We start from the raw sequence: 19,140 nt of genomic DNA, 5'->3' as shown, positions 1-19,140 counted from the left end.
CTAACCTTCCATAAAACGTAAAAATTGTAGCACATACTATTTTTTTCATCAAGATAGCATTTTATTAAAATGCTCATTTTAAATAAAAAAAGAAATATACATCATGTACATTTCTTAACTAAAATAAAGTGGAATAAATAACACATCATTACTTCCACCACAAATCATGCCTAATTTAGCACCTTCGTTATTATTTAGTTCATAGTGTTTTTTAGTAATATGTTGCGTTTTTAAAGCATCTAAAATAACTTGATGTTCAATACTGCCACCGCCAATTGAACCAATAATGGAAGTATCTTGAGTGACAAACATCGTGCTTCCTACATTTCGAGGTGTTGATCCTGTTTTCTTCGTAATAATGCAAAGTACACCATCTTGATGAACATTTAATAACTCTTTAGAAATACTTGAATATTGATATTTATTTTTTATATCAATAATTTCTGCCATAATACTGATTGCTATTTCACCAGGTGTGACAGCATGAATATCTAAGCCAATAGGTGCATGAACACGATTTATTAAATCTTGACTATATCCTTCGTTTAATAAATCATCAAATGTTTTTTTGACCTTTTTTCGACTGCCAATCATTCCTACATATAGGCTTTCTATATCAATAACTTTCTTTAAACATAATTTATCATCTTTGTGACCTCTCGTCACAATGACAAAACATGTATTTTTCTCATTTGGAAAATAACGCTGTGCATCATGGTAAGAAATACAATGAACTTCATTCGCTTCCGGAAATAATTTTTCATTAGCAAACTCAATTCTATCATCAATAACAATTGTATAAAAATCTAACAATTGTGCTATTTGACAAACATATTGTGAAACATGTCCCGCCCCTAATATAACTAAATGTGGCTGTGCAACAAACCAATTTGAATTAATCAAACTTAAATCGTATTGTTCTTCAATCATTTTTGCCATGACTTTTTGATATAAACCATTAGCCTCATTAACTTGAATAAGAATCTTTTTATTCATTAGTGCCAGCTTTTTTAAATATATTTTAATAAGTTGATCAATCATGAAAATCGTAACTAAATCGTTTTCGTTATAATTTGTTTCATTTAAAAACTGTTCGTAACCGTGAATAACATCTTTAATTGGCTTACCTAATGCCAAAAAAGAAGTTATTAAAATAATTGTATCTGTATTTGGTAGAATAACTGGCTCATCATTTCTTGGATACTTTGCTGGTAATCCTTTAGAACCATCTGCTTCTATTAAAATAATATCTATTTCATTTTTTAATTGATTAATCAAATTATGATCAAGTGAGGTAATTTTATTATTTTCTGATAATTGTCCCGCATGGCAATATCCTTTTTCATTGATACATGACATGATTTGTTGATAGGTTGGATTAACCAAAGTATCTTCTTCAATCTTCATATGAGTCGATGTTGTTATTAATACCGTTTTATTTTCACTTATATATTGATCTTTTAATTCTTTAATTTTAGTTGTTTTTCCACCAGAACCAATCACACTAATAATCATTTTAAATCCTCACTTATTTCTCTAATTGCTTGAATAAATACCTTAATCTGTTCTTCAGTATTAACAAATGCAGGCGACACGCGAATAATGCCCGTTTTGACCGTGTTTAAACGTTGATGCATCAAAGGTGCACAATGGGCTCCACAACGGACAGCAATCTGGTATTTTTCACTCAAAAGATCACCAACTTTTAAGCTATCCATTCCTTTAATATTAAAAGCTACAATAGGAGCATGATTATGATATAAATCACTATAAAGAATGACAGAGTCATTTTTCTTTAATTCCTGTTCTAATAATTTAATTAGTTTATTTTCCCTTTCATAAATCATTTCTCTATGCTTTAAAAAATAACTTATTCCTGCATTTAATGAAGCAATTCCTGTAATATTACAAGATCCTGCTTCTAGTTTTTCTGGATAATAATGACTTTGAAAATGATCAAATGAATTCATACCTGACCCACCAGATAATAATGGCTCTATGTCAATGGCATGACTTAAACAAATCCCCCCAATACCAGCATTACCTAATAAACCCTTATGTCCACTAAAACATAATATATCTATATTTTCATTAACCATATCAACATCAATATGCCCTGCACTTTGCGCTACATCACACATCATTAAAATTTGATTTTCATGAGCTAATTGTCCAATTTCTTTTATTGGATAAAACTCACCTGTTACATTTGAACTGTGAGTCACAATAATAAGTTTGGTAGTGTCATTTATTTCTTTTTTGATTTTATCAACTTTAGGTTCTGTGATTGAAAGTTGAATTAAGCCATCAGATTGTAATTGATATAAAGGTCTTAAAACACTGTTATGTTCAGCATAAGTTGTAATAACATGATCTCCCTTTTTTAAGATTCCTTTAATACAAGTATTCAAACTTTCAGTATTTCCACTATTAAAAATAACAAATCCCTGTAAAGGAACATGAAATAATTTTTTTACTTGTTGTCTTGTTTGATAAAGCAAACGACTTGCTTGTAAAGATGATTGAAAAGTAGAACGGTTGGCATTAGAACAAGTATTCATACAATTAAGAACAGCTTGTTGAACTTCATTTATTTTAGGAAAACTGGTTGCCGCATGATCAAGATAAATCATATTTTTCCCTCTTTAAATGTAAAATAGCTTCTACAACACCACCTGCAATACATCTTGCTTTATCAGAAATAGTAAAACAATTTTGATATTCGTTAACCCTTGGATCAATATCTGCCATTTTAAATCCTTTTGTTACCACATAATTTTCTTTAATTAAACCACGTAATAAACCATCTAAAGTTGCATAAATAGGTGTTTTGTCAACATAGGCAATGATCTCGCCTTTTTTTACAATATCAGTTATCTTTTTTACATGTTTTACTTTACCACTACATGGAGAATGAATGACACGCTCTTTTCCATAACCTTGAATCAATCCTGGTACCCCGGTATTATTTATCGCTGTACCTTGATAAATAATACGACCCAATTGGTGTCCTCGCATTGTTTCGATCACTGCATCTACATCTTTGCCTGCTTCAAATCCTGGTCCTAAACCAACGGTAATTGGCGCCATATCTTTTTTAGTTCCTAAGTTCTTTTTGGCAAGAATAGCATCCACAACAGCCAAAGGTTTGAGTTCTTGAATAATTGTTCCTTCAGGGTCAATAAACAAAGTTAATTGATGTCTTGATAATAGGCTCTTTACTTCATCTCTATCATGCGCTAAATAGCAGGTTAAATTTTCAACTGTTTTTTTTGTATCATAAATAGCTTCACAAAAAGCAACATTTCTTCTAATTGCACTTGGTTTAGCAACTTCCAATATTAAAACATCAAAACCACATTGATAAAGCTTATAAATTGTTCCTGTAGCAATATCGCCACCACCTCTTACAATAATCAAGTTATTCATATTCATTAAGGCTTAATGATTTTTTTTGCCTTTTCCATCCTTTCAACAATGTCGTACATATTAGTAACACTTCCTACCGCTAACATTTCTTTACGCTTAAAAAAATCTAAACATGTTCCACAACTTACAATTTCTACACCTTGACTTTCTAAATATTTTAAATCATTTAAAATGTCCCCTTTTGTTGTTGTTAACTTGACTCCTTCATTATAGAAAATCATCTCACTAGGTAATTGATCTTGTTTAGTTAATGCAAAAATAAAAGATTTCATCAAAATAGCACCTAATTCTGCGTTGCTTCCCATAACATGGCTTGAAAAGACAATAATATTTCCAGTTACTTTATTTTCAATAATATCTCCTTCAATCTTTCCTGTTGAAATGATTGCAAAATAATCACTTTCTTGTTTACCAGTTTGTATTTGATATTGACGAACTCTAGCAAATTTAGTTAAATTTTCTATTGCTATTTCATTATCAACCAATACTTTGACTTCTTGATTTTCTTTTAATAATTCTTTTGTTTTTACAACAGGTAAAGGACATTCTAGTCCTCTTGCATCTAATAATTTCATTATTCTACCTCACATATATATCAAATTGATCTTTTTTAATTACTTTTCCAATGATATAACACTGATAGCCTTTCTTTTTAAAGTCTTCAATAATCATATCTACATCTTCTTCTTGTACACTAGCAAGCAAGCCCCCACTCGTTTGCGGATCGTATAAAATTTCTTCCAAAATAAAATTCTCTTTATCAAAGTAAACTTTGTCCTCAACAGCATGCCGATTTTGTTGGGCTGCACCTGTCAAATAGAATTCATTAACATAATACGGACAATCTTTAAAATAAGGAATCTTATTTTTATCTATAACAGCACTTTTTTGATGATTGAGCATCTCATCTAGATGAACTAACAAACCAAATCCGGTAACATCAGTTAAAGCATGAATACGATATTTTTTCAATAAATCATAGGCATATTTATTTAAAAGCGTCATACTTTGATAAACTTCATCTAGCATGTCTTTGCTGGCATCATTTAATCTTGCAGCATTGAGGGTCAATCCTACGCCTAATTTCTTTGTTAGTATTAAAACATCATTTTCTTGGACGTCTTTATTAGACAAAATACGGTGCGGATCAACCATCCCCGTTACACTTAAACCATATTTTGTTGACTCATCACGAATTGAGTGACCACCTGCTAAGGTAACATGAGCCTCTTTTAACTTGTCATTACCACCCTCAATGATTTTACCTAAAATATTGAGATCATCATGATCATTAAAACAAACAATATTTAAAGCTGTCAGCGGTGTCCCACCCATTGCATAAATATCACTTAATGCATTTGTAGCAGCAATTTGTCCAAATAAATAAGGATCTTCTACCATAGGCGGAAAAAAATCTAGTGTAGAAACAATCGCCTGATGTTCATTAATTTGATAAACGGCACCATCATCATGACTATCAAATCCTACTAATAATTGATCACTAGGATACTTATCTATTTTTTCTAAAATATGTCTTAATTTTTTAGCACCTAACTTAGCACTGCAACCGCCACTTTTACAATACAATTTATCTTTCATCAAAACATCACCTCAACTATTTTTCCATATTTTATCTGATGATCTTTTAAATATTTTTGCCATGCAATTTTGTCATGATAGTGACATGAAAAACACATACCACAACCTGCATCAACAATACTTGGTTTAGGTATAAGGCGACCTTGATCTTGATTGACAATGGCATCTAAAGCCATTGCTTGATCTAGTGAATAAAAAGTAATAAGTAAATATTTTTGTTTATTCATCTTCAAATATCTCCTTAAACTTTTGTTTTGCATAATCTTCAACATCATTTACAAACAATTGATATTTATCTAACAACACTTTTCCTTCATCACTCAATCTACTACTCCCGCCATTTTTACCACCTGTAACACGATATATCAAATCCATATCTAAATCTTTTTCTGCTCGATTTAATATTTTCCACGCTTTAGAATTAGACATTTTCATATCTTTATAAGCACCAGATAATGAACCAAACTCTTTTGTTTTGTTCATTAATTGAACAACTCCTTTGCCAAAATCAGGATGCTCATTATAAATTCTTATTTTTAAATCAAAATGTTTAGGATTTTTATACATATTTTACCTTGATAATCCACAATGAGGGAATGTACAAACAGGACAATTTAAACATAGCCCACCTTCTCCAAGGGATGCTAGTTCATCACTCGTAATGGGATCATCTGCTACTATACGTGGTAAAACAATATCAAATATCGTTCTTTTAGAATACATAACACAACCAGGCAATCCTAAAATAGGTGTTTTATTTTTATAACTTAGTAAAAACATTGCTCCAGGTAAAACTGGTGCGCCATAACTTACTATCTTGGCACCGCTATTTTTGATAGCCAAAGGAGTTTTATCATCTGGATCAACTGACATTCCACCAGTACAAATAACCATATCAACTCCTTGTGCTAAAGCTTCATTGATTTTACTTGTAGTCATTTGATGATCATCTAAAGATAAACTATGATAAACCACCTCAACATCATATTCCTTTAATTTGTCAATAATAACAGGTGTAAAAGTATCTTTTATTCTTCCTTTATAAACTTCTGAACCAGTTGTGATAATAGCCGCTGTTTTAAACTTATAGGGTTTGATTTGTAAAATAGGATGATTAATCAAGGAACTGACTTCTTCCATTTTATTTTTTTCGATAACAAGAGGAATAATACGCATTCCAGCAAGTTTATCTCCCTTTTTAACAGGCATATTACCCCTTCTTGTCGCAATCATCATTTCACCAAATCGATTGACTTTAAGCAATTCTTCACGATTCACTTTAAATAAACCATCTATTTGACTTGTCAGTTCTATTTTTCCTTCACTGATGTCACTTTTGTCCATATAATCATTAAAACATAACTTACATAACACTTCAACAGCATCATTTTCATGCATCATATTTTCATTTTTTTCAAAAACATAAAGATTTTCTTTTCCTAAATTTAATAAAACCTCAATATCTTCTTTTTTAATAATATGTCCTTTTTTAAAACGTGGACCCTTAACTTGGTCTTTAACAATTTGTGTTATATCGTGACATAATACATGTCCAATTGCGTCAACAGTTTTAATCTGTTTCATATCCATAACCTCTATTTATTGATAGTAAAACCATATTTCTCAAATAATTTTAAAGATGACTTATCTTGAATAAATTTAACAAACTTTTTAGCTTCTTTTGAATGTTTGCTTGTAGATAATTGAGAAACTGGATAAATGACAGGTTCATCTAATAAATCGTTACTGCATGTAGCAAGAACTTTAACATCATTGGTACTTTTAGCATCAGTTGAATAAACAATACCTACTTCACTTGAGGAGTTAGCAACCCAATTTAATACTTCTGTTACATTTCCACCTAAGCTATAACGACTAACTAATTGATCATAGACACCTAAATGAGTTAATGCCATTTTTGCATATTGACCAGCAGGAACTACATCAGGATCTCCAATTGCTATGGTACTTGCTTTAGTAAGATCATTAAAATCTTTTACATTTGTTTCAGTTTTTTTTCCAGTAATTAAAACAAGTTTATTTTCTAATAAATTAATAACATCTTTAGAATCAATGTATTTTTCATCAACTAAAGCATTCATTTGTTTTGTTGCTGCAGAAAAGAAAACATCTGCTTTTAATCCTTGTTCAATCTGAATTTGTAATTTTCCACTGCTATCATAAACACCTTGAATTTTAATTTGAGGATTTTCCTTTTCAAATTGAGGAATAAGCTCATCTTCAAATATATTTTCTAGACTTGCTGCTGCGGCTAAAGTCAAAGTTACCTTTTTTTGCTTAGACTGTGATTTTGTAGAACAACCACATAAAGTCACAATCAATAATAAACTACACATTAAACTTAATACTTTTTTCATTTCTCTAATCTCCCTTTTTTTATTTTTAATATATTGCTACACATGAATTCCATCTCTTGAGGACTATGTGAAACAAACAAACATGGTTTATGATATCCCTGTAATTTGGATTTAGTTTCATTTAGTAGTGTTTCCTTTAGTTCGGCATCCAAAGCACTAAAAGGCTCGTCTAATAAAACAAGTTTTGTATCATATACAAGTAGTCTAGCTAATGCAACTCTTTGTTTTTGTCCTCCACTTAATTGACGTGGATATCTCGAAGAAAGTGCTTCAATGTGAAAATCTTTCATTATTTGTTTAACTTTTTCATCAATGATTGCTTTTTTTTCATGATGAGCCTTTAAAGGAGCTGCTATATTTTGATAAACCGTCATATTATTGAATAAAGCATAACTTTGAAACATATAACCAATTTTTCTTTTTTGAACTGGTAAATTAATTTTAAGTTCACTATCAAATAAAACTTGACCATCTAAAACAATTCTTCCAGCATCAGGTTTCATAATTCCTGCAATGCACTTTAGAATCATACTTTTACCACTTCCACTAGGTCCCGTTAATCCTAAATAATTTTCACAGGCAGTGAAATTAACATCTAAATCATATTCAGCAAGTTTTTTAAAAATTTTTACTTCTAGTTTCATTTAATAACTCCTTTTTTTCTTGACATAATACTGATAAATATTAACAAGAACTACAGCTAATAAACAAATCGTAACAATAATAAACACATAAATACTTGCCTCATTCATGTTTCCTGACATCACTTCACTATAAACAGCTAAAGGTAAAGTTCTTGTTTTATCAACAATATTTCCAGCAAGCATGGCAGTCGCACCAAATTCTCCTAGTCCTCTAGCAAAAGCTAAAACACCTCCACTAATGATGCCAGGCATAGCATCAGGAAGAATAACTGTAAAGAAAATTCTCCTTTGTGACATGCCTAATGTTTTACCAGCATCAATCAAATCCTGATCAACCTGTTCTATAGCACCTTTAGCACTACGGTACATTAATGGAAAAGAAATAGCAACAGCTGCAATGACTGTAGCTGAAAAACTAAATACAATTTTATAGTGAAAAACTTGTATAAAAAATCTGCCTACTGGTTGATTAACACCAAAAATCATTAATAAGAAAAACCCCATAACTGTTGGTGGTAAAACTAAAGGCAATGTAAATAAACCATCCAAAATAATCTTAGTTAAATCATATTTACGATTTAATGTCCACCTTGCTAAAAACAATCCTAAAAAAAATGTAATAATAATCGTTATAGTTGCTGTTTTTAAAGAAATCCAAAATGGTGATAAATCAATCATGTCGACCACACTCATGCTCTCTATCTTTCAAAATATTTAATCCATGTTTTAAAGATGATTCAATAATATCTAGACTTTCTTTTACAGCTTTTAAACTTCCGGGTAAATTAACAATCAATGTTTGATTCCTTATTACACTTACCCCCCGAGATAACATTGCTCGTGGTGTATATTTCATTGATTCATAGCGTAATGCTTCACTGATTCCAGGTACATTTTTTGTAGCGATAGCTCGTGTTGCTTCAGGAGTAACGTCGCGCACGCTTAACCCTGTACCACCAGTAGTGATAATTAAATCATTTTGACAGCGATCACTCAAATTAATAAGTTCTTTTTCTATTATTTTTTGTTCATCGGGTAAAACTTGTAAACTTGTGACCAAATAGCCATGCTTAGTTAAATAATCTTGAATATAGGGACCACTTAAATCTTCTCTCAACCCTTGACTTGCTTTGTCTGATAATGTCACAACTGCCACTCGAAATCGTTCATCATGATTTTCAATAACCTTTATTTTATCGTGAACATGAACCATTCCTCCAAGCAATACCCTAGCAAAAACACCATGAGTTGGCATAATACAATGGCCAACTTGATGATAAATTGCACAATGGTGATGGCAACTTTTTCCAATCTGAGTCAATTCTAATAAAACTTCTCCTATTTGAATTCGAGTACCCACCGTTAGTTTTGTAAAATCAATACCAGAAACTAACATATTTTCACCAAAGGCACCATCTTCAACCAATGCTCCCTCTTGCTTAAATTCTTCTCTGGTTTGATAAGACAACAATGAAACTTGTCGATGCCAATTGCCTGCATGAGCATCACCATCCAAACCATAATTTTCAATAAAACGTACTTGGTCAACGGGTATTTTTGCAGTTCCCTTCTTTTTAGAAACACATAAAGCCATTACTTGTTTTTCCAATGATAATCACCACTCTTTCCACCACTTTTGCTTACAAGATGAATATCTTGTATTTCCATATCTTTGCTTACGGCTTTACACATATCATAAATAGTAAGCAAAGCGACACTGACACCATGAAGAGCTTCCATTTCGACACCGGTTTTACCCTCACATGCCACTAAACACATTGCTTCAATAGTCTGACTTTGATGATAAATATGAAAATCTATTGATACTTTATTAATCATTAAAGGATGACACAAAGGAATAAGGTCACTTGTTTTTTTTACGCCCATAATTCCTGCTATACGAGCAACTGACAAAACATCCCCTTTACTCATTGAATTGTTTTCAATTTTATCAATAATGTCCTGATTAACTCTAATTTGTCCACAAGCTAATGCTTGACGTGATGTAACTTGTTTAGGTGAAACATCTACCATGACTGCATTTCCTTGACTATCAAAATGACTAAATTCCATATTAACCTCCTATTTCATTCATTTTTGTTAAACTTTTACCCTCTTCAAAATGATGTTCTTTAGGCTTTAAATTAATTGCTTTTTTAAATTGTCTAATTAATTCTTCTTCATTATCAACAAAGCCTTTCAAATCGATAGTGTTGTTATAAAATAAGCATGGCTTAAGTTGACCTGTACTTGTAAGTCGCATACGATTACAGTTGAAACAAAATTTATGGTTGAGGGCATCAATAAAGCCAATGTAACCTAGATATCCTTGAAGTTTAATGTAATAAGCAGGTCCATTACCTAATTGTTGGTTCACTACATGGTATTGAAAATGATGACAATAATCTATTATTTGTTGGTAATGATTTGTTCTCTTTTCTTGATTTAACGGCATCATTTCAATAAATCTTAAACAAATATCTTTATCTTTAACAAAAGATAATAGCGATTGTAATCTTTTAAGATGAAATGTATCATCTACAACACAATTAATTTTAACAGGTATTTGAATATGATAAGCATAAAGAATGTTATCAAGGACTTTTTGAAGACAATCCTGTTTTGTTAGCAAAAAATACTCATTTTCATCTAGTGTATCAAGTGAAAAATTAATAGCATCAATATCTATGTTTTTTAAATAATTTAAATCTTGTTTAGTAAAAAGAGAACCATTTGTAGTTAAAGTTACTGATTGAACACCCTTTATTTTTTTCAAAGAGGAAATTAAATAAAGATACCCTTTTCTTTGTGTCGGTTCACCACCAGTAATTTTAAATTTAGTAATTCCAACTTTAATAGCCGCCTTAACAATCTTAATGAGATCTTCATAACTTAAAATATCATGATGAGATAAATGAGATGGGTAATCAACTTTGCAGTATGAACATTGATAATAACAACGATCGGTAATCGATATGCGTAAATAATCTATTTCTCTTTGAAATGAATCCTTCATAGTGCTCCTTCCGTTATTCTCGTTCAAGAATAACCATCACCTAATAATTTAAACGATAAATAAAAAAAATTCAACAAATCAAAAATAATTTGTTGAATTTTCGTTTTGTTATAAAAGATTATTTAAAATAATCTTCTTATTTCATATTTTTTATCTTCATGTATAAAATGAGTTAAATCTGTTATCTTGACAACGTGTTGAGGATGATTACCTTTACAAGTTTCACCTTCACCCATTGCTTCTACTACTTTACTATTTCCTATATAAATACCAATATGTCCATAACTTTGTTCATTACCCAAAGCAATAACATCACCTGGAATCATATCATCAATATCTCTAATTTTTGTACCTAAAGAGGCATATCCATTTGCTGTTAAACGATCAATTTTAATACCACTATGATTCATAACCCAATAAACAAGACCTGAGCAATCAAACATATCTTCGCCTGTCGCTCCCCAATAATAACGACACCCTAACTTAGATTGAGCATTTTCACTAATCTTATCACCAAAATCTTTTAATTTATATTTTTCAGCAAGTTTACTCTTCAATGAATTAATAATGGTATTTCTTTGATCAACAAATTGACTATCATAATCAATTTCTAAAATATCATTATATGTATTTTTATTTTCAGTTGTCAAAACAGGCTCATTAAATGAGATATCTTTTTTATATAATGAATCTAATGTTGTATATGTCCAAGATAATATTTTATCTTTGGGCGTTTTAAACGCATTTAATGAAGTTATCATTTGTGGTGTTTCACTTTGACATAAAGTATACGTTATTTGTTGGTGCCATTCTACTTCATCTAATATCTTGTTCATCTAATATCTTGTTTGCCTGTGTTTTCAACTGAGTATAATGATGAGGTTTTGTAGGATATTCTGGAATACCTGCTAGTAGTCCTTTTCTAGCAAGACGACAATATTCACTAAATTTCCAAGTATCTTTTGTATTATTAATTGATCTTAAATACTTTTCATAACCTACTTGTGATAAATAATTGTGTTTATATACCTTACATTTTTCATTGTATTCATCCAACAACGCTTGTGCTTTGCTTTGTGTTAATAAGTCATTTTTATAATTTTCAAATGCTTCTTGAGTTGTTTCTTCTTTTGTTTGTCCATTCACTCGATAATAGATATTATCGACATGTGATTTTATAGAAGTTTCAAAAAACTCATCTTTATTTTTTAATGAATTTAAAAATTGAGAAAAGTAATTTTTAAATATTTCATTATCATTAAGTCCTGACTTTTCATCATATTGACTATAAGTTTTATAAGCACTATAAGCTTCTTTCCAATAGTTATGAGTAAGCTGTGTATTATATATTGGTGTATCATAAATTATTTTTTTAGTAAGTTGTTTTTTTGAAATTTTTTCATGATGATAACTATAAGTAGGTAATGAATAATCTTTTGCATAAATAGTATTCATTGTTGGATCTGGTATCACTCTACATTCTTTTTTTATTTGTTCATAACTTTTATTAGAAAGCTGATATTGATAATAAGAATGTTCATTGATAAAATCATCGTTGATTTCATTCATAACAGCTGCGGTTTTCTTTTCATTTTCTATGTAGTATTTTGAAAATTGTGACATTTTTTGATTAATGTCATCTTCGGTAATTTGAGTCAATGACGACAATTCTCTTTCAGCTTGCGTCATTTTATCACTTTCACTAGCAAATGTAGTATTAAGTGTTATTACAGCAATCAAAGAAAAAAAGACAACAAATTTTATCAAGTTACATTTTCTTTTATTAAAGTTCAATTTCAATCACTCCATATATAATCTATGTCCATCTTTATAAATTAAAAATACTATATCACAGGTCATTGTAAAATTTTGTTACTTTCGCTGTAACAAAATACATCTATTTAATATCTAATGTATAGTTATAATGTGATTTTTCAAAATGATGGTTCTCATAAAAACGATGTGCATCATGACGATATGTTGAAGTTGATAAATCAATTTGTTCAAGATTTCTACTTTTTGCATATTGAATAATGGCTTCAATTAAATGATGTCCTATTTTTTTATTCCTTTGATCAGGTAAAACAACTAGTTCAACAATTTCTCCAGTATCATGATGATGATGGAGATAATGATGAATATAAAAACTTATAAATCCTTCTATTTTTTCATTTTTTTCAACCAAGAAGAGTACATCACTATTTTCCAGTCCTTCTTGATAACATTTTTTAAAATGTTCTTTATTCATTTTTTTATTTTCTAATAAACAGATAAGATGATAAATCTCATCTAAATCATCCATCGTTGCTTGACATATCATGGTTACTCTTTCCCTTTCATTCATTATTTAAAACCAATTAAAAAATATTATAAAGAAAAATGACTCACAGAGTCATTTATTTAAATGTTTGTAGATGTTGATATAAAGCACCTATTAAATTAGCATCATTTCTAAAATGACATGGAACAATTTCAGGACGCGCAATATCAAATCCTAAATGGTCAAAAATATTATTTAAATTTTTTTGAATCAAATCAATGAGTAATGGTTGTGCACTAATTCCGCCACCAATCGCTACTTTCTCACAATCGAAAATAATATGCACATTATAAATTTGTGTAGCTACTTCTTTTGCAAAAGCATCAATACCAGCAATGACCTTTTCATCGCCTTGGTTTGCTTTTTCAAAAATTTCAATACCTGTTAAATGTTCATCAGTATGTAAACTCTCCTGTACTCTTTCTAACAGTCCTTGAATGCCATTACGTGTAGACCAAGCCCAATTCCATGTTAAAGGATCAGTTGCATTCGTCTTGATAAACGAAAACTCTCCTGCACTAAAATGGCGTCCAGTATGAACTTGATGATCTTTAATTAAACAACCACCTATTCCTGTACCTAAAATAACAACTGCACCATCTTGAATATCTTGCAAATTACCATAACCAATTTCTGCATTAGCAGCACATTTTGCATCATTTCCAATTGTTATTTGAATAGGACATCTTTTTTGTAAAACTTTAACTGTCTCTAATTTATCAATATATCGTAAAGAACCCCCTGTATATTGATAACCTCTTTGAGGATCAATAACACCAGGCATACTTAACGCCATTCCTTTTATTTGATCTTTGTATTGGTCATATATTTGACCAATTGTTTCAATAAAATGATCAAGTGTATCCATTGGTGTAGGCACACTGTTTTTATTTTTAATATTCAATTTTTCATCTATCAGGGCATATTTGATTGAACTACCCCCAACATCTAAGACTAAATAATTCATTTTTATACTCCTATTTGGTTTCTTCCTGAGTTTTTAGCGTGATATAAGCGCTGATCACAACGATTCAATACCACTTCTATCGTTTCATCATCTTTAATTCCCGCTACACCCATACTAACAGATATTTTTTGATTTAATTTTCCAACATGTAATTTCGAATTATCGAACGCTTCTTTTATATCTTTAGCAATAGATACAGCCCCTGCTTTTTCATAAGCAGGTAGAATAACTAAAAATTCATCACCACCATAACGACATCCTTCCATTGAAGGATAACGCTGTCTTTTAATATTATTTAAAACACTTCCTATATAGCGGATGACTTCATCACCTATACTATGTCCATATGTATCATTAATACTTTTAAAATGATCTAAATCCATTAAAATAAGAGAATATGGCGTTCCTTTTGAGACATATTCATCTTGTAAACGATCAAGTTCAGCATGAATAAAACGACGATTATATAATTTACTTAAAGTGTCCGTTGCATTTTCTTGAGATAACTCAATATTAAGTTGTGTTAAAATCTTTGCTTTTTCCTGATTTTCTCTAAGAGTAGCAACATCACTTGTCATATCTTCGGTAATAACAAAAACCCCTACCACTTTTCCATTAGCGTCCTTTAAAGGATATTTTCTAGTATGAGCAATCATTGTTCTACCTTGACTATCTTTACCCTCAGTCTCAATTAAATTAATTGACTTTCCTGTTTGCATGACTTTTTGTTCGTCTTCATATGCTTGTTTTGCATGATCCGATCCAGGAAATAAATCAAAATCAGTTTTTCCAATAACATCATCTCGACAATCAGTAAATTGAGGGTGTTTTTTATAAAACTGTTCATTAACATAAATAATTTCACTTTTTGTATTCTTAAAAAGAATAACGCTTTGATCTTTTGCACACACTAATGTCTCAATTAAGTGTTTAGGATCCATCTTTAATTTCGTAAACAATTCTTCAAATTCCATTCCACATCACCATTATAATTTTATCTTTAAAAAGCTAAAATGTAAACCGTTTCTTTTTGTTAATAATAGGTATTTCCATAACAAAAAAATAATATCATCGATAATAAATTGATTAACCAAAGAACACATGATAAAATATAGAAAACATGTAAATATCAAGGGGGAGCCAACGAGATGTTAGCTGAGAGGAAGTGTAATCTCACTTCGACCCATAACCTGATTTGGATAATGCCAACGGAGGGATCAAACAAAAATGTTTTGCAAGGTTATCTTTTGGTAGCCTTGCTTTTTGTTTACATGAAGAAGGAGGATAAAATGGAAAAATATACAACCCAAATGGATGCTGCGAGAAAAGGAATAATCACTCCAGAAATAGAAGCTGTCGCAAAAAAAGAAAAAAGACCTGTTGAACAAATTATGCAACTTGTCTCTGAAGGAAAAATTGCCATTCCAGCCAATAAAAAGCATCATTGCCTTAATCCAGAAGGGATTGGTAGTATGTTAAAAACTAAAATTAATGTTAACTTAGGAATATCAAAAGATTGTAAAGATTATGATCTTGAAATGGAAAAAGTAATGAGTGCCGTTAATATGGGAGCAGAAGCCATCATGGATTTATCAAGTCATGGAAATACACAACCATTCAGACAAAAACTAGTTAATGAATGCCCAGCTATGATTGGTACTGTTCCAGTTTATGATAGCGTTATTCATTATCAAAGAGATTTAGCTACTTTAACAGCAAAAGATTTCATTGATGTTATTCGTTTGCATGCTCAAGATGGCGTAGACTTTGTTACTGTTCATTGTGGAATTACTAAAAAAACAATCGAACAAATTAAAAAGCATAAAAGAAAAATGAATATTGTTTCTCGTGGAGGCAGTCTTGTTTTTGCTTGGATGTCAATGACAGGAAATGAGAATCCTTTTTATGAATACTATGATGAAATTCTTGATATTTGTGAAGAATATGATGTTACAATATCTTTGGGCGATGCTTGCCGTCCAGGTTGCTTAGCTGATGCCAGTGATGTATGTCAAATAGAAGAACTTGTTCGTTTAGGAGAACTAACAAAAAGAGCTTGGGATCATAACGTACAAGTCATGGTTGAAGGTCCAGGACATATGCCATTAGATCAAATTGCTGCAAACATGAAAATTCAACAAACCATTTGTATGGGAGCACCTTTCTATGTTTTAGGACCACTTGTTACTGATATTGCTCCTGGCTATGATCATATTACAGCAGCCATTGGTGGTGCAGTAGCAGCAATGAGTGGTGCAGCCTTTTTATGTTATGTCACTCCTGCCGAACATCTAGCCTTGCCAAATCTTGAAGACACAAAACAAGGAATCATTGCTTCAAAAATTGCAGCACATGCAGCTGATATTGCTAAAGGGATTCCTGGAGCCAGAGATCAAGATGATAAAATGGCAACTGCTCGTCAAAAATTAGACTGGAATGCACAGTTTGCCTGCGCTTTGGATCCACAAACCGCTAAAGCAATTCGAGATAGTCGTTTACCAGAAGAAGACCACAGTGATACATGCAGTATGTGTGGTAAATTTTGTGCCGTACGCAGTATCAACAAAGCTTTAGCTGGCGATTACATTGATATACTATAACTCATGACATTGACACCCTCTTTATAATCATTATAAAATTTGATTAAGGAGGGTGTTTTTATGAAAGACAGATATAGAAGAAGATGGGTTTTTAGAAGAAGCATTTTTGATGATTTATATTGTTATCTTCATGATAAATACGGCAATATTATTCTTATTGTTTATTTGCCTTTTTTTATTTACGCCTTTTACAAAAGGCATTATCTAACAATCTTCAATTTTAATGTCTTCATCTTTTATTTTGTTATTATCCTAAGTTATCTTTTCCCTTTTGTAAAAAAACACTATACTCGAATTCTTTGTTCAAGTCTTATTATATCTATTATTCTTTCTGGTTTTTTCTATATACAATTTAAACAAACAAATTATCTATATTTTACAAAGTCCTACGTAAATTGTATTGTATTGAAAAATAAAGATTATGACCTTATTGATACCTCGGATTACTTTATTTATCAAAAGAAAACACCCTATTTTCATTATATATTCGATAACAAAGTAGATTATCTATTAGCTAAACAAGATAATTTACAGGACTACCTTAAAATCGTTGAAAAATTATTAGGTAAAATAGAATCATATAAAATTATTGATACTAATCAATATCAGTTAACTTTAAAAAACAAAAAGAAGAAAATCATTTATATCCATTATTATCTACACTTTTCCATTTTAAGTTTTGATGGCTTAGACTATCATATCAAATGACGAAATAATCTTCTTTATTTATAAAATAAAAGTATGCTATAATCCTATCGATAAGGAGAGAATATGGAAAATAAAGAAACAATGATTACTTCTACTCACGTAGAAAATATTTATAAGCTAAATGGTAAAGTTCCTTTAAGCAAAGCTATTCCTTTTGGGTTACAACATGTTTTAGCCATGTTTGTTTCAAACTTAGCTCCTGTATTAATTGTTTGTGGCGCAGCCATCACAAGAAATACCGGACAACATTTAACAGGTGCAGAAATCACCCAAATTTTACAATGCGCCATGTTTGTCGCTGGAATTGGTACAATTATGCAACTTTATCCAGTTTGGAAAATTGGATCTAAACTTCCTATTGTTATGGGAGTAAGTTTTACTTTTTTAGGTAGTCTGCTTGTTATTTGCACAAACTCTAAATTAGGTTATGAAGGAATGATTGGTGCCGTTATCTTAGGTGGTATCTTTGAAGGCTTCGTAGGTCTTAGCGCCAAATACTGGAAAAGATTTTTAACTCCAGTTGTTTCAGGATGTGTTGTTGTAGCAATCGGTTTATCATTACTATCTGTTGGTATGAATTCCTGGGGTGGTGGTAATGGTGCTAAAGATTTTGGGGCTTGGTATCATATTGTCATTGGTTTTTTTACAATGATTGTATGTCTTATTTCAAGATATAAATTAAAAGGTGTATATAAAAATTTAAACATCTTAGTTGGTTTAGTAAGTGGTTATATTTTATCAATTATTTTTACAGTTATGAATATTGCTCCACTTATTAATTTTAGTAATATCAATAAAACAATATCTCAAGTTGGTTATTTTAGTATTCCTAAGCTGGCTTTCTTTACAAAACACCCACCAGTATTTAATTTAGGTGCCTTTTTAACTATTGCCATTGTTTTTTTAGTTTCAGCAGCCGAAACAACGGGTGCAACAACTGCCGTTTGTACGGGTGCCTTAAATCGTGATATTAAAACGGAAGAACTACAAGGTTCTTTAGCTGTTGATGGTTTTTCAAGCACGATTTCTGGATGTTTTGGCTGTATTCCCTTAACATCATTCAGTCAAAATGTAGGTTTAGTAACAATGACCGGTGTTATCAATCGTTTTACAATTTTAATGGGTGCGCTTATTTTAATTTTAGCATCTCTTTTCCCACCATTAGGTGCCTTCTTTAATTCGCTACCACAAGCAGTATTGGGTGGTTGTACTGTAATGATGTTTGGATCAATTATGTTTGAAGGAATTAAAATGTTAAAAGCACTTGAATTTGATGATCGCACTATGATTATTATTTCTCTTGCCTTTTGTATTGGTGTTGGATTAACACAAACATCTGGTAACTTCTTTTCAGCATTTCCTCATGAAATCGGTGATATCTTTAATGGTAATGCTGTTGCTGGGGTCTTTGTTGTATCATTGATATTAAGTTGGATATTACCAAAAGAAAAGAAAGACAAAGCAGGTTAATTCCTGCTT

At 30.7% G+C, this 19,140-nt stretch carries 22 protein-coding genes and 1 riboswitch; of the genes, 3 read left to right on the top strand and 19 right to left on the bottom strand.

The window, feature by feature from the left end:
- Positions 1–114: 114 nt before the first annotated feature.
- The 19 genes from yqeC to DWZ53_RS00470 all read right to left on the bottom strand — a co-directional run bounded on the left by yqeC (position 115) and on the right by DWZ53_RS00470 (position 15,327).
- Positions 115–1,515 (bottom strand): selenium cofactor biosynthesis protein YqeC, encoded by a 1,401-nt coding sequence (gene yqeC, locus DWZ53_RS00560; RefSeq protein ID WP_118430949.1) that lies wholly within the window; start codon positions 1,513–1,515, stop codon positions 115–117.
- A complete protein-coding gene (locus DWZ53_RS00555; protein ID WP_118430947.1) occupies positions 1,512–2,633 on the bottom strand; it encodes an aminotransferase class V-fold PLP-dependent enzyme in 1,122 nt (373 codons plus the stop codon). Before DWZ53_RS00555 ends, yqeC begins: the two co-directional genes overlap by 4 nt.
- Positions 2,620–3,435: a selenium-dependent molybdenum cofactor biosynthesis protein YqeB gene (gene yqeB / locus DWZ53_RS00550; RefSeq protein ID WP_233541797.1), complete on the bottom strand. Its 816-nt coding sequence runs from the start codon at positions 3,433–3,435 to the stop codon at positions 2,620–2,622. Before yqeB ends, DWZ53_RS00555 begins: the two co-directional genes overlap by 14 nt.
- Positions 3,435–4,004: a sulfurtransferase-like selenium metabolism protein YedF gene (yedF, locus tag DWZ53_RS00545; protein ID WP_118430945.1), complete on the bottom strand. Its 570-nt coding sequence runs from the start codon at positions 4,002–4,004 to the stop codon at positions 3,435–3,437. Before yedF ends, yqeB begins: the two co-directional genes overlap by 1 nt.
- Before the next feature lie 4 nt (positions 4,005–4,008).
- Complete coding sequence (selD, locus tag DWZ53_RS00540; RefSeq protein ID WP_118430943.1) at positions 4,009–5,028, bottom strand: selenide, water dikinase SelD; 1,020 nt, start codon at positions 5,026–5,028, stop codon at positions 4,009–4,011.
- The gene (locus DWZ53_RS00535; RefSeq protein ID WP_158568137.1) at positions 5,028–5,255 is read right to left on the bottom strand and encodes a DUF3343 domain-containing protein; all 228 of its coding nucleotides are present in this window, start codon (positions 5,253–5,255) and stop codon (positions 5,028–5,030) included. Before DWZ53_RS00535 ends, selD begins: the two co-directional genes overlap by 1 nt.
- Positions 5,248–5,595 (bottom strand): winged helix-turn-helix domain-containing protein, encoded by a 348-nt coding sequence (locus DWZ53_RS00530; RefSeq protein WP_118430939.1) that lies wholly within the window; start codon positions 5,593–5,595, stop codon positions 5,248–5,250. Before DWZ53_RS00530 ends, DWZ53_RS00535 begins: the two co-directional genes overlap by 8 nt.
- A gap of 3 nt (positions 5,596–5,598) precedes the next feature.
- Positions 5,599–6,612, bottom strand: coding sequence for a molybdopterin-binding protein (locus tag DWZ53_RS00525; RefSeq protein ID WP_118430937.1), 1,014 nt, complete (start codon positions 6,610–6,612; stop codon positions 5,599–5,601).
- Positions 6,613–6,623: 11 nt separating this feature from the next.
- Positions 6,624–7,406: a molybdate ABC transporter substrate-binding protein gene (gene modA, locus DWZ53_RS00520; RefSeq protein ID WP_118430935.1), complete on the bottom strand. Its 783-nt coding sequence runs from the start codon at positions 7,404–7,406 to the stop codon at positions 6,624–6,626.
- Complete coding sequence (locus DWZ53_RS00515; RefSeq protein WP_118430933.1) at positions 7,403–8,050, bottom strand: ATP-binding cassette domain-containing protein; 648 nt, start codon at positions 8,048–8,050, stop codon at positions 7,403–7,405. Before DWZ53_RS00515 ends, modA begins: the two co-directional genes overlap by 4 nt.
- Complete coding sequence (gene modB, locus DWZ53_RS00510) at positions 8,051–8,728, bottom strand: molybdate ABC transporter permease subunit (RefSeq protein ID WP_118430931.1); 678 nt, start codon at positions 8,726–8,728, stop codon at positions 8,051–8,053.
- On the bottom strand, positions 8,721–9,659 hold the full coding sequence (locus tag DWZ53_RS00505) for an MOSC domain-containing protein (protein ID WP_199588997.1): 939 nt from the start codon (positions 9,657–9,659) through the stop codon (positions 8,721–8,723). The genes modB and DWZ53_RS00505 overlap by 8 nt, the downstream gene beginning before the upstream one ends.
- Complete coding sequence (gene moaC / locus DWZ53_RS00500) at positions 9,644–10,123, bottom strand: cyclic pyranopterin monophosphate synthase MoaC (RefSeq protein ID WP_118430929.1); 480 nt, start codon at positions 10,121–10,123, stop codon at positions 9,644–9,646. Before moaC ends, DWZ53_RS00505 begins: the two co-directional genes overlap by 16 nt.
- A 1-nt stretch (position 10,124) precedes the next feature.
- Positions 10,125–11,066 (bottom strand): GTP 3',8-cyclase MoaA, encoded by a 942-nt coding sequence (locus DWZ53_RS00495; RefSeq protein WP_118430927.1) that lies wholly within the window; start codon positions 11,064–11,066, stop codon positions 10,125–10,127.
- Between the two features lie 122 nt (positions 11,067–11,188).
- Entirely contained in the window at positions 11,189–11,902 is a 714-nt protein-coding gene (locus DWZ53_RS00490) for a C40 family peptidase (RefSeq protein WP_118430925.1), read from the bottom strand.
- Positions 11,883–12,860: a hypothetical protein gene (locus DWZ53_RS00485; protein ID WP_118430923.1), complete on the bottom strand. Its 978-nt coding sequence runs from the start codon at positions 12,858–12,860 to the stop codon at positions 11,883–11,885. Before DWZ53_RS00485 ends, DWZ53_RS00490 begins: the two co-directional genes overlap by 20 nt.
- Before the next feature lie 103 nt (positions 12,861–12,963).
- Positions 12,964–13,410, bottom strand: a complete 447-nt coding sequence (locus tag DWZ53_RS00480) for a GNAT family N-acetyltransferase (RefSeq protein WP_118430921.1) — start codon at positions 13,408–13,410, stop codon at positions 12,964–12,966.
- A gap of 52 nt (positions 13,411–13,462) precedes the next feature.
- On the bottom strand, positions 13,463–14,353 hold the full coding sequence (locus DWZ53_RS00475; protein WP_118430919.1) for an ROK family protein: 891 nt from the start codon (positions 14,351–14,353) through the stop codon (positions 13,463–13,465).
- 2 nt (positions 14,354–14,355) lie between these two features.
- A complete protein-coding gene (locus tag DWZ53_RS00470) occupies positions 14,356–15,327 on the bottom strand; it encodes a GGDEF domain-containing protein (RefSeq protein ID WP_118430917.1) in 972 nt (323 codons plus the stop codon).
- Positions 15,328–15,476: 149 nt separating this feature from the next.
- Positions 15,477–15,587, top strand: a riboswitch (TPP riboswitch).
- 55 nt (positions 15,588–15,642) lie between these two features.
- Here DWZ53_RS00470 and thiC point away from each other — a divergent pair.
- The 3 genes from thiC (at position 15,643) to DWZ53_RS00455 (ending at position 19,131) form a co-directional block, all read left to right on the top strand.
- Positions 15,643–16,953 (top strand): phosphomethylpyrimidine synthase ThiC, encoded by a 1,311-nt coding sequence (gene thiC / locus DWZ53_RS00465; RefSeq protein ID WP_118430915.1) that lies wholly within the window; start codon positions 15,643–15,645, stop codon positions 16,951–16,953.
- Between the two features lie 60 nt (positions 16,954–17,013).
- Complete coding sequence (locus DWZ53_RS00460; protein WP_118430913.1) at positions 17,014–17,661, top strand: hypothetical protein; 648 nt, start codon at positions 17,014–17,016, stop codon at positions 17,659–17,661.
- Positions 17,662–17,724: 63 nt separating this feature from the next.
- Complete coding sequence (locus tag DWZ53_RS00455; RefSeq protein WP_118430911.1) at positions 17,725–19,131, top strand: uracil-xanthine permease family protein; 1,407 nt, start codon at positions 17,725–17,727, stop codon at positions 19,129–19,131.
- Positions 19,132–19,140: the final 9 nt, after the last annotated feature.

The organism is Coprobacillus sp. AF33-1AC, assembly GCF_003475785.1.
GTDB lineage: Bacteria > Bacillota_I > Bacilli_A > Erysipelotrichales > Coprobacillaceae > Faecalibacillus.
This window is presented reverse-complemented; position numbering and strand designations above follow the sequence as displayed.